Source organism: Pseudomonas prosekii (assembly GCF_900105155.1).
Classification (GTDB): Bacteria; Pseudomonadota; Gammaproteobacteria; order Pseudomonadales; family Pseudomonadaceae; genus Aquipseudomonas; species Aquipseudomonas prosekii.
Genome location: NZ_LT629762.1, coordinates 2,687,713 through 2,700,000 on the forward strand (window position 1 = coordinate 2,687,713; position 12,288 = coordinate 2,700,000).

Consider the following 12,288-nt stretch of genomic DNA (forward strand, 5'->3'; position numbering starts at 1 on the left):
TGAGCGCGTGCTCCTAGTTAGTCGTCTCGACCGGAAAACCTTCGGCCTGCATTTTCTTCAACACATCCTGCCAACGCGACAGGCGCTTGGTGTCACCGACTTTTTTGTTGCCCTTGGCGCCGGGGATGTACAAACCTTCAGCGTTGAAAGAGTAGACCGGCAGCAAATCGGTTCGTTGACTGGCCGGTTTGATCTCGTTGATCAGGCTGTCGAGCACCAGCGGCATGGCCTCGGGCGTCGAATAATAGGTCAAGACCATGTGCGCGCGATTCTGCCGCAAAGCCTTGACGTAGGTGATGCGCAGCTTGTCACTGGAAACGCCGAGGTGGCGCAGGCTGAAATACTTGGCGATCGCGTAGTCTTCGCAGTCGCCGGCGCCCTTCCACAGACCCTGGATCGGGGTTTCCCAATAATCGACTTCGCGCCACAGGTCGATGTCTTCTTCGTAGCGCATCTGTTTATTGAAAAACTGGTTCACCACGTTGAGCTTTTCCGCCTCACCGACCTGCTTTTGTGTGGCGAGCAAACGCTGCCACGCGTCGATGCGTTGCTGGCCGTCGCCCAACGGTCCGTAGAGCGCTTCGGCGCGGCGACTGATCAGGGAAAAATCCCAATCGGCATGCAACCCGCCCAGCATGACGCCGGCCAGGAGCAGCGCGCAGCACAGCCAGCGCAATGTCCGAGGGATCGCGAAACGAGCCGCCAAAGTGAGGCATCCAGAATAGGCAGGTTAAAGTCGGTTGATGGTGAAGGTTAGCCTGATAAAAGACAATGGCACGGTGCAATCACCGTTCGCGCGCTAGACTTTGTCTGATCAGCGTCGTTAAAAATAACAGCACATTTGTTTGACCAACCCTTTACATGGTTTGACATCTTGTACAGCAATCACTAGTGTCCTTTGGATCCAAAAAACAACTTTAGTCAAGCAGGGTGCGTTGTAGTGACACAGAAGCCCAATCCTCTGAACAGTATCAAGCTCGACGGGCCGATCCCCGCCCACCTGGCGCGCTCGGTTATTGAAGAAACCCTGCGCTCGGCGATTCTTGACGGACGCATCCCGTGCGGCTCGGCATTGCGCCAGCAGGATCTGGCGGATTTGTTTGGCGTCAGCCGCATGCCCGTGCGCGAAGCCTTGCGCCAACTGGAAGCGCAAGCGTTGCTCAATGTCATTGCGCATAAAGGCGCGGTAGTCGCGCCACTTGTTTCGGGCGACGCAGCAGAAACTTACGAATTGCGCATCCTGTTGGAATCGGAAGCGTTGCGCCGTTCGATTCCTCTGCTGACCAACGCCGATATCGAGCTTGCCGCAGGTTATATCGAGGAAATGGAAACCCAGCACGACTACAGCGAAATGGGTCGGCTCAATCGTCTGTTCCACATGACTTTGTACAATAAAGCGCCTAACCGGCGGCTATTACGCTTGATCGAAGACGGTTTGAATGAAGAGGAGCGCTTCTTGCGTTTCAACCTGGAGAAGATGGGCCTGGGCAAGTTGTCCCAGGAAGACCATCGTGAATTGTTGAGGGCGGTTGAAGACCGCGACATTGAGCGCTCGGTCAAACTGCTTACGCGACATCTGAACCGTGGTGTCGAGGTCATTGCAGGTTTTCTCGAAAGCCCTGCCGCCGCCAATAGTAAAAAAATCTAGCAAAACCTCTCTATTCGTCCGCCGAGCACAGCAAATAGGCTCGGCGGCGCTTGCCTCGACACCTCTCGCCGGGTTTTCTGACAACTCTTCTTACAAATCCCCGGTTCGCCGTTTTCCGAACGAATTTACCGCGCCATTCCTGCCCGTCTAAGGCTTTTCCTCAACTTCCCTTCGTGCCCCGCGTCGTGGCCAAATAATGGCGCGGCAGCCGTAGCGGCGACCGCCATTTAGCCTCACTCTTGCGATAGCCAACCCACTAATGACGGGCGATGCCTCGCAAACTCGGGGCCGTCATCGCAACAAGAACCTACGGAAGGAGTCTTGCCACGGGAACGGAAGCAAACGGCATATTCGCGCCCAACTTCCATTCCTCTAGATCACACCAACGAACGCCAGTTAGAAAGTTGCTACGAGTGAGGCATTCACTCTCTTTTCGATTCTGACTTTTATAAGCCGGAAGGAGCAACTTCACCCAAATAAAACATCAACTTAAAGTTTTATTGAAACTTGTCGCGCCCGAAAAAGTGCAACTTTCAAATAAAATAAAAATGACTTGCCTGGAACTTTACTGATGTATTAGTTTTTCTCCGCCAACATTGGATCCAGTTTTATAACCCTGATCCAGTGCGGCTTGCAGAACCCCAATACTTTTAAAACTTATCAATTCGATTGAGGCCGGCGCTCGCCCATAGAACCGATCAACCTGGTTTCCCTTATTCATCCAACACTCCTAGTTACATCCCTCACTGACAGGCTCGCTTATGAAACTGACTAAAGACCATCTCGCCCAAAAGAAAGCACAACTGAGTGCGCACCCGATCTTTGGCGAAATACATTCGTTGCCAATACTTCAACGATTTATGGAAACCCATGTATTTGCGGTGTGGGATTTCATGTCGCTGACCAAGCGGCTGCAACAGGAGCTGACCTGCGTGCATTTGCCTTGGCTGCCGCCGCGAGATCCGCAGGCTGCGCGGCTGATCAATGAAATTGTGCTCGGCGAAGAATCCGATGATCGGCCCGGTCACGGTCACTACAGCCATTTCGAGTTGTACCTGGATGCAATGCGCGAAGTCGGCGCCAGCACCGCTGCCGTCGAGCGCTTCGTTGCGCTGCAACAGGAAGGCGTAAGTTATGACGTCGCGCTGCAAAGCATCGACATCGACCCGGCTGCCGCACAGTTCGTCCGCCACACCTTGCACACTGCGCTGAGTGCGCCTGGCCACAGCGTCGCGGCGGCATTCCTGCATGGCCGCGAAAGTGTCATCCCGCAGATGTTCCAGCGCATTCTCGACGATTGGGGCATTGGCATCGAGCAAGCGCCGACCTTCCGTTATTACCTGGAGCGACACATCGAAGTCGACTCCGAGGACCACGGCCCCGCCGCCGAAAAACTCCTCGCTCGACTGGTCGATGGCGACCCGCAACGCCAGGAGGACGTTTACGCCAGCGCTATCGCAGCGGTGGATAGCCGCATTGCCTTGTGGGATGGCTTGCGCCTGAGCATGCGCGAAACCGTCGCCGAGGTGAGCGCATGAACGCCGCCGACTACCAATCGTTCGCCGACGCCTGGGAGAGCCGCGCGACCATTCGCACACGGCCGCGTCGGGTGCTGGAGAACGACGACAAATTGATTTATCCGCTGAGCCGCCAACCGTTGGTGCTGAGCGAAACCTTCCTGCGCGAATGCCCGGAACAACGCGACTTTGCGCTGGTGCAGACGCTCTACAAATTCATCAACGACGTGGTGATTTTCGAAACCGAAATCGTCGACAAAACCGCCCGCAGCATCGCCAAGAATCGCTTCGCGGTCGAGTTCCCGTTTGCCTGCCGCTACGACGCGATGACCGTGGTGGTGGACGAGGACTATCACGCCTTGGTGGCGATGGATTTCATGCAGCAAACCGTGGCCATGACCGGCATCACGCCAATCGAATTGCCCGATGAGATCGAACTGAGCCGGGCGATTCCCGCCGCTGTGGCGTTGGCGCCGGAGCACCTGCGCAGCGCCGTGGAATTGATCTGCGTGGCCATCGCCGAGAACACCGTGACCGGCGATGTCGCGGCGTTCGCCAAGGATGAAACGGTCAAGCAATCGATCAAGGGCTTGATGGCCGACCACTTGCTGGACGAGGGCCGTCACTCGAGTTTCTGGGCGCGGCTGGTGCGCATTTATTGGCACACCGCGAGCGCGGACGACCGAGCGTGCATCGCGCAGATCCTGCCGGTGTTCATCGGCCATTACCTGACCAACGACATCCAGAAATCCTTCGATTTTCGCCTGATCGAATCATTGCAGATCAGCGACGCCGCACGCCGCGCGCTCAAGAGCGAAGTCTCGGGGCTGGCCTTCCCGATCAATCGCCATCACCCACTGGTCGCCAACATCGTGCGGTTTTTCCGCAGCAGTTCGCTGCTCGATTCGCCGTGCGTCCAGCGCGCCCTGAGCGACTACCTGGTTTAACGAGGAGAACATCATGAGACGTCTCGACATTGTGCTTGGAGGGCAGAGCCAGGCCCTCAACGACCTGGCGCTGGAGCTGGAACAACACGGACATTCACTGGTGCGCCTGACCGACGTCAACGCGCTGGAGTTGGACAACGTCGACTTGCTGATCGACGACGCGAGCCTGGTCTTTGCCGAGCTCGGCGACGTGCCGCGATTGACCCTGCAACTGGGCGTCAGCGCAATTGATGGTGAAGCTAATAACCTGCCGCGCCTGGACCTGCTGTGCCGTTATGGCCCGACGCTTTTCAGCCGTGTGCCGATTGCCGACGAGGCATCCGGGAACGGCCAGGCGTTGCGCCTGCGCGCGGTGGCGGAACTGGTCGATCACGTGGCATTGCTGGTCAGTCGTTTTTCCCGGGATGACGATTATTTTCGGCTGTCCGAACCGACGCCGCCCATGCCCTTCGAGCGTGTAGAAAACCTGCTGTTTCTCGAGCAGCTTGGTTTCATCCATCGACTGAATGACACGGCGCATCCGCAGCTGCTGCGACTGGGCCAGATGCCGATGATCGAGCGTCTGCAACAGCGCTTCATCGAATGCGCCGAGCGCCCGGCGCTGAACGTTGCCGGCACGGCGCTCAGCTATCGGCAATTGCACACACACAGCCGCGCCATCCAGCAACGCTTGCAGCCGTTGCTCGACCAGCATCAAGGCCCGCTGGTGATCGGCATTTGCCTGCCGAAATGCAGTGCGCTGTACGCGGGGATTCTGGCGATTCTGGGCAGCGGCGCGGTGTATTTGCCGCTGGAGCCGAGCCATCCGCTACAGCGTCAGCAATACATTCTGCAGAACGCCGGGGCGGTGCTGTTGCTGCATGACGGCGAGCATCCGTTGGCCGATCAAATGCCGTCGCTGGACATCCGCTGTATCGACGCGGATGACGCAGACCTCGGCCAACCATTGATGCGGCAGCGCCCCCCGATCGACGCGCCGTGCATGGCGCTCTACACCTCGGGCACCACCGGGCATCCGAAAGGTGTGCTGCTCAGCCAGGCCAACCTCGCGCACTTCACCGCGTGGTACGCCGACTATGTGCAACTGACCGAGCAGAGTCGCGTGCTGCAGTTTTCCTCGCTGAGTTTCGACTCGTCGCTGATCGATATTTTCCCGACGTTGCTGCAGGGCGCCGAACTGATTGTGCCCAGCGACGACCAGCGTCGTGACCCGCTGCAACTGGTCGAGCTGATCCGTCAGCAGCAGCTCAGCCACGCCTTTCTGCCACCAGCGCTGTTGAGCATTTTGCCGCTGGATCAGTTGCAAGTGCTCGACCACGTGATGACCGGCGGCGACGTCTGCGAGCCTTACGTCATCGAGCAACTGACGCGTCAGGGCAACCTCTACAACCTCTACGGGCCGACCGAAGCGACGGTGCTGATCACCGCGCGACAACTGCGGCCCGGCGACAACAACCGCACGCTCGGCGGCCCGATTGCCAACAGCCAGGTGCTGATTCTTGATGAAGACTTGCAACCGGTCGCCGAGCAAACCGTCGGCGAGTTGTACATCGTCGGGCCGGGCGTGTGCCTGGGCTATCTGAACAATCCGCAGCAGACCGCCGAACGTTATTTGCACCTCAACCTGCCGAACGGCGAGCAGCTGCGCGCTTATCGCACCGGGGATATGGCGAAGTGGACCGGCGACGGCATCGAGCTGTGCGGCCGGCGCGACAATCAAGTGAAGATCCGTGGTTTTCGGGTCGAACCGGAAGAGATCGAGCGTTGCCTGCGCGACAGTCAGTTGTACCGTCAGGTGGCGGTGGTCATCGACAGTCAGCGGCGGATTCTGGCGTTTCTCGCGCAGCCGCAGGAGGACCAGCCGGGCGCCGCTCGCGAAGCACTGAAGGCACACGCCGTGCAGTTTTTGCCGGACTACATGCAACCTGGTGCATGGACCGAACTGGCGAGTATGCCGTTTGCCAGTAACGGCAAAATCGATCGCAAAGCGCTGCTGGCGTTGCCGGTCAACGTCCTGGAAAACACCGCGCGCCGCTTGCCGACCAGCGCCGATGAAGCGCTGCTGCTGGAGATCTGGGCCGAGTTGCTGGAGCTGCCGGCGAGCGACATTTCCACTGACGAAAGTTTCTTCAATCTCGGCGGTCACTCGATTCTGCTGTCGCGCATGTTGCTGCGATTGCGCGAGGAATTCGGGCGCAGCATCTCGATCAACCGCTTCATCGAACTGCCGACGATTTCAAAACTGGCAACGTTGGTGCGTGGCTCGGGCACTGAAGAAGTGTTGAGCGAGCAAGCGATGGCCGATGCCTTCCGCGAACTGGATGTGCAGCCGCTGCCGGTCAGCCGCATGGGTGATGTGCATAAGGTGATTGTTACCGGGGCCAACAGTTTTGTCGGCGTGCACATTGTCGAGGCGCTGCTCGGCTGGGGCGCCACGGAAGTTGCGTGTCTGGTGCGCGACGGTGGCGGGCAATCGGCGGCGGAGCGTTTTGCCGACGCCTTGCGCGAGAACCGTCTGGAGCATCTGGACTTGAGCCGGGTGCGGGTCTACGCGGCGGACATCACGCGGCCGTTGCTGGGGCTTGCGCAGGAGGTTTACGAGCGGCTGGATCGCGAGTTCGGCGCGCTGGTGCATAACGCTGCGAACGTCAATCATGTGCTCGATTACGAGTCGCTGGCACGAGACAACGTCGAGCCGATTTTCGAGTGTCTGCGGTTGTGCGAAGGGCGCAGCAAAAAGATCTTCAACTTCGTCTCGACGCTCTCGGCGTCGAGCACGATTACCGACGACGGCCGGGTGCTGGAATTGCCCGCCGCGCAGACCCCGCCGATCTACATCAAGAACGGCTACAACCTGTCGAAATGGGTCGCCGAACGGATCCTCGAACGCGCCCGGGAACGCGGTGTGCGGGTCAATCTGTATCGCCCCGGCAACATCAGTTTCAACAGCCTCAGCGGCGTCTGCCAGCCCCACAAAAATCGCTTGATGCTGATGCTCAAGGGCTCGATCCAGCTCGGTCAGGTGCCGGAGTTTTCACTGAATTTCGACCTGATGCCGGTGGACTTCCTTGCGCGTTTCATCGGCTTCCATGCCAGCCGTTATCAGCCGGAACACGCGGTGTTCAATCTGCACAATCCGGAGCCGCTGAGTTGGGACGATTACGTCGCTTCGTTTCGCCAGGCCGGGCGCGAATTCTCGATGGTCAGCGTTGCCGACTGGCAGCAGCAACTGGGCCGCGTCGACAGCGATAACGCGCTGTTCGGCGTACTCGGTTTCTACCTCAATGGCTTCGAAGAAGACATCGGCGACATCTCGATGATCGGCCACGACAACGCGCAGGCCGGCGTCCGGCAGATGGGCGCGCACTACCCGCAAAAATCCCCGGCGCTGCTGCGTCGCGGCTGCGATTACCTGAAAGAAATCAACTTCATCTGAGTCACCCAACTGGAGCAAAACCATGAAAACCCTGCAACCCGATACCCTGATCCAAAACCCTCACGGCTGCCACGTAGTGTCTTCGGTGGACGTGCCGGCGGACGCCTCGAAAGTCTGGGAGGTGGTCGGCAACTTTGCTGGTTACGATGCGTTCATCCCGGCGCTGTCGCACATCGAAATGACGGGTGAAGGCGTGTCGTCCTTGCGCAAGAAAGTGTTCAAGGACGGCAATGTGGTGGTCGAGCAACTGAACTCGCGGGACGACCAGGCGCGGAGCATGACCTGGACGACGATTTACAACACGTTGGGCGTAGCAAACTTGTGGGCGGCGATGAACGTGGAGCCGCTGGGCGCGGGCAAGTCGCGGGCGACCTGGACCATTATTGCGCAGCCCGCTGCGGGCGGTGCGGAGGCGTTGCCAGGGTTCAAGGACTTTGTGCAGGGGTTTGCCGATGATGCGATGAATAATGTGTTGAAGCTGTTTGCGTAGAACACATTTTTGTCGGTGATGCGCAAGTCCCTTTCGCGGGCAAGCCTCGCTCCTACAGGTTACTCGATAGCCTGTAGGAGCGAGGCTTGCCCGCGAACAGCGATAACGCGATCCGACAAACCTGAATCAGATTTTGAAGCTGTCGACCAACTGCTTCAGCCGATTGGCCTGCAGCGACAACGCATCACAATCCTTCAATGTTTCATTGAGGTTGGCGACGCTCTGCTGGTTCAGCAGGTTGATCTGGTTGACGTCGACGTTGAGCGTTTCCACCACGGCGGTCTGCTCTTCGGTCGCCGCAGCCACCGATTGGTTCATGCCGTCGATTTCGCCGATGCGCTTGGTCACACTGACCAGACGCAAACCGGCCTGATTCGCCACTTCAACCGTCTCTTCACTGGAGACCTGGCTGGCGTTCATGGTGGTCACCGCTTCGCGCGAACCGATCTGCAACGAAGTGATCATTTTATGGATCTCTTCAGCCGACTCCTGGGTGCGATGCGCAAGGTTACGCACCTCGTCCGCTACCACCGCAAAACCACGACCGGCTTCACCGGCGCGCGCCGCTTCGATGGCCGCGTTGAGTGCGAGCAAGTTGGTCTGCTGGGAGATGCCTTTGATCACGTCGAGAATGTGCCCGATGTTGTCGGTGCTGGCATTCAGAGTTTCGATCTGGGTGCAGGACAAGCTGATTTTTTGCGACAGCTCGGTCATCGCCAGAATGGTTTTTTCCACCACTTGGCGACCGTCGTCCGCCTGCTCGCTCGCGCCACTGGCGTGCTGCGAAGCGTCGGCGGCGTTACGTGCAATTTCCTGAGTTGCGGCACCCAGTTCGTTGATCGCTGCGGCCACGCTGTTGGTGCGCGCGCTCTGCTCGTCGGAGCCGATGATCGAGGCGTTGGACGAGGCCATAACGCGTTGTGACAGGTCGTGAACCTGGCGAGTCGCCGAAGACACTTCGGAAATCGATGCGTGAATACGTTCGACGAACTGGTTGAACGCGCCGCCCAATTCGCCGAATTCGTCTTTGCTTTCTACCGACAGACGACGGGTGAGGTCGCCTTCGCCCTGGGCAATGTCTTTCATCGCGCGGCCCATGGTGGTCAGCGGACGCATCAGCACAGCGATCAGCAGGCTCAGCAGCACTGCAATGGCGCTCACGGCGATAAACATCGCGATGAGGGCCGAGGTGCGGAATTGGCTCAACGGGGCGTAGGCTTTGTCCTTATCGATCGACAGACCGATGTACCACTCGGCATTCGGCAAACCGCTGACCGGGGTGAACGAGAGGATGCGATCTTCGTTGTTGAGGGTGACTTCCTGATTGCCCTTCTCGATGCGCACGCCGGAGTTCGGGTAAACATCTTTGAGGTTCTTCATCACCTGATCTTTGTCCGGGCTGACGATCACTTGGCCATCACCGCTGACCAGGAATGCGTGACCGATGCCACCGAAGTCGACCGAGTTGATGATTTTCACCAAGGTCTCGAGGCTCAGGTCACCACCGACAACGCCAAGCAGTTCGCCGTTCTTTTTCACCGGCATGGCGATCGTTACGACCAGACCACCGACGGCCGCCATGTATGGCGGGGTCAGCATGGTTTTGTCGGCCGTCACGGCTTGTTTGTACCAGGGGCGCTGACGTGGATCGTAGCCATCGGGCATTTTCGCGTCAGGGCGCTGGGTGAATACACCGTTGGCCTGGCCGACGTAAGTGAACTGGAAGTTCGAGGTGAAGGCCGGTTGATCCACCAGCCCTGGCAGATCGGCATTGGCGCCTTGGTGGGCGACGTTCTGCGCGAGGTTTTCCAGAACCAACACGCGGCCACTCATCCAGTTCTGCACGCTGCTGGCGGTCAAGTCGCCTGCTTGCTGAACGGAGGATTCGAGGTTTTGGCGAATGGTGTTTCGCTGCAGATAGTCGTTGTACAAAGTGAACAATGCGAAGGCCAGCACCACGACGCCAGAAGCGGCCAGCAGGATTTTATGGCTGAACTTTAAATTCATTTCATGGGGCTTCTATGCAAAAGATGGGGATGCGTTCCGGGTTGCAACATTCCATGTAACAGCGCTGGCGGCTTTCTGAGGTCGCTCAACTTGGTGCACGCATGTCTCACCAGTCTTTCGGCACGAGTAGGAGAAATCTTAGGGGCTTGCATGAAATGACTGTAATTACCGACGGATTCCGGCTGAACGGTGTACCAGAGCGGCTGCTTATGATTTAGATCGGATTGGTGCGGGGAGATTTTTGGTGGCCTTGAAACGACAAAACCCCTGTCTGCTTTCGCAGAAAGGGGTTTCGGAATTCAATCTTGACGATGACCTACTCTCACATGGGGAAACCCCACACTACCATCGGCGATGCATCGTTTCACTGCTGAGTTCGGGATGGGATCAGGTGGTTCCAATGCTCTATGGTCGTCAAGAAATTCTGTGACCAGCCCGTTACCGAAGTAACGTGCCAGCAAAAAATGGTGACTTCTACTAAAACAAAACCCCTACCTGCATACGCAGATAGGGGTTTCGGAATTTAATCTTGACGATGACCTACTCTCACATGGGGAAACCCCACACTACCATCGGCGATGCATCGTTTCACTACTGAGTTCGGGATGGGATCAGGTGGTTCCAAGGCTCTATGGTCGTCAAGAAATTCGGGTACCAAATCGTGGCCAGAGGGCCGCGCTTCAGCAAATTGGGTATGTGACAGCTGTCGGTATTTGCGTGTGGCTTTGTGCACAGTCGAACTTTCGGTTCATTGCGTCTTCACACACCGCAATCTGATGCTCTTTCGAGTAGTCAAATTGCTTGGGTGTTATATGGTCAAGCCTCACGGGCAATTAGTATTGGTTAGCTCAACGCCTCACAGCGCTTACACACCCAACCTATCAACGTCGTAGTCTTCGACGGCCCTTCAGGGGACTCAAGGTCCCAGTGAGATCTCATCTTGAGGCTAGTTTCCCGCTTAGATGCTTTCAGCGGTTATCTATTCCGAACATAGCTACCCGGCAATGCCACTGGCGTGACAACCGGAACACCAGAGGTTCGTCCACTCCGGTCCTCTCGTACTAGGAGCAGCCCCTCTCAAATCTCAAACGTCCACGGCAGATAGGGACCGAACTGTCTCACGACGTTCTAAACCCAGCTCGCGTACCACTTTAAATGGCGAACAGCCATACCCTTGGGACCGGCTTCAGCCCCAGGATGTGATGAGCCGACATCGAGGTGCCAAACACCGCCGTCGATATGAACTCTTGGGCGGTATCAGCCTGTTATCCCCGGAGTACCTTTTATCCGTTGAGCGATGGCCCTTCCATACAGAACCACCGGATCACTAAGACCTACTTTCGTACCTGCTCGACGTGTCTGTCTCGCAGTCAAGCGCGCTTTTGCCTTTATACTCTACGACCGATTTCCGACCGGTCTGAGCGCACCTTCGTACTCCTCCGTTACTCTTTAGGAGGAGACCGCCCCAGTCAAACTACCCACCATACACTGTCCTCGATCCGGATAACGGACCTGAGTTAGAACCTCAAAGTTGCCAGGGTGGTATTTCAAGGTTGGCTCCACGCGAACTGGCGTCCACGCTTCAAAGCCTCCCACCTATCCTACACAAGCAAATTCAAAGTCCAGTGCAAAGCTATAGTAAAGGTTCACGGGGTCTTTCCGTCTAGCCGCGGATACACTGCATCTTCACAGCGATTTCAATTTCACTGAGTCTCGGGTGGAGACAGCGCCGCCATCGTTACGCCATTCGTGCAGGTCGGAACTTACCCGACAAGGAATTTCGCTACCTTAGGACCGTTATAGTTACGGCCGCCGTTTACCGGGGCTTCGATCAAGAGCTTCGCGTTAGCTAACCCCATCAATTAACCTTCCGGCACCGGGCAGGCGTCACACCCTATACGTCCACTTTCGTGTTTGCAGAGTGCTGTGTTTTTAATAAACAGTCGCAGCGGCCTGGTATCTTCGACCGGCATGAGCTTACGGAGCAAGTCCTTCACCCTCACCGGCGCACCTTCTCCCGAAGTTACGGTGCCATTTTGCCTAGTTCCTTCACCCGAGTTCTCTCAAGCGCCTTGGTATTCTCTACCCAACCACCTGTGTCGGTTTGGGGTACGGTTCCTGGTTACCTGAAGCTTAGAAGCTTTTCTTGGAAGCATGGCATCAACCACTTCGTGTTCTAAAAGAACACTCGTCATCAGCTCTCGGCCTTAGAATCCCGGATTTACCTAAGATTCCAGCCTACC

7 protein-coding genes and 3 rRNA genes (1 of these 10 only partly in view) are annotated in these 12,288 nt (G+C 57.4%); 5 read left to right on the forward strand and 5 right to left on the reverse strand.

Features of this window, described 5'->3' with window-relative positions:
• Positions 1–13: 13 nt before the first annotated feature.
• A complete protein-coding gene (gene lapG, locus BLU01_RS12100) occupies positions 14–706 on the reverse strand; it encodes a cysteine protease LapG (protein WP_092275346.1) in 693 nt (230 codons plus the stop codon).
• A gap of 234 nt (positions 707–940) precedes the next feature.
• Between lapG and BLU01_RS12105 the strand changes: the two genes are divergently transcribed.
• The 5 genes from BLU01_RS12105 (at position 941) to BLU01_RS12125 (ending at position 8,038) form a co-directional block, all read left to right on the forward strand.
• On the forward strand, positions 941–1,648 hold the full coding sequence (locus BLU01_RS12105; RefSeq protein WP_092275349.1) for a GntR family transcriptional regulator: 708 nt from the start codon (positions 941–943) through the stop codon (positions 1,646–1,648).
• A gap of 761 nt (positions 1,649–2,409) precedes the next feature.
• Entirely contained in the window at positions 2,410–3,186 is a 777-nt protein-coding gene (locus BLU01_RS12110; RefSeq protein WP_092275352.1) for a DUF3050 domain-containing protein, read from the forward strand.
• Positions 3,183–4,112, forward strand: coding sequence for a diiron oxygenase (locus BLU01_RS12115; protein WP_092275355.1), 930 nt, complete (start codon positions 3,183–3,185; stop codon positions 4,110–4,112). Before BLU01_RS12110 ends, BLU01_RS12115 begins: the two co-directional genes overlap by 4 nt.
• Before the next feature lie 13 nt (positions 4,113–4,125).
• A complete protein-coding gene (locus BLU01_RS12120) occupies positions 4,126–7,548 on the forward strand; it encodes a non-ribosomal peptide synthetase (protein WP_092275358.1) in 3,423 nt (1,140 codons plus the stop codon).
• A gap of 22 nt (positions 7,549–7,570) precedes the next feature.
• Entirely contained in the window at positions 7,571–8,038 is a 468-nt protein-coding gene (locus BLU01_RS12125) for an SRPBCC family protein (protein ID WP_092275361.1), read from the forward strand.
• A 126-nt stretch (positions 8,039–8,164) separates the two neighbouring features.
• Here BLU01_RS12125 and BLU01_RS12130 read toward each other — a convergent pair whose 3' ends face one another.
• From BLU01_RS12130 to BLU01_RS12145, 4 genes are all read right to left on the reverse strand, one after another.
• Positions 8,165–10,045, reverse strand: a complete 1,881-nt coding sequence (locus BLU01_RS12130; protein WP_092275364.1) for a methyl-accepting chemotaxis protein — start codon at positions 10,043–10,045, stop codon at positions 8,165–8,167.
• 303 nt (positions 10,046–10,348) lie between these two features.
• A 5S ribosomal RNA gene (rrf, locus tag BLU01_RS12135) occupies positions 10,349–10,464 on the reverse strand.
• 108 nt (positions 10,465–10,572) lie between these two features.
• Positions 10,573–10,688: ribosomal RNA gene (gene rrf / locus BLU01_RS12140) — 5S ribosomal RNA — on the reverse strand.
• Between the two features lie 169 nt (positions 10,689–10,857).
• Positions 10,858–12,288 (reverse strand): 23S ribosomal RNA (locus tag BLU01_RS12145) (it continues 1,461 nt past the right edge of the window).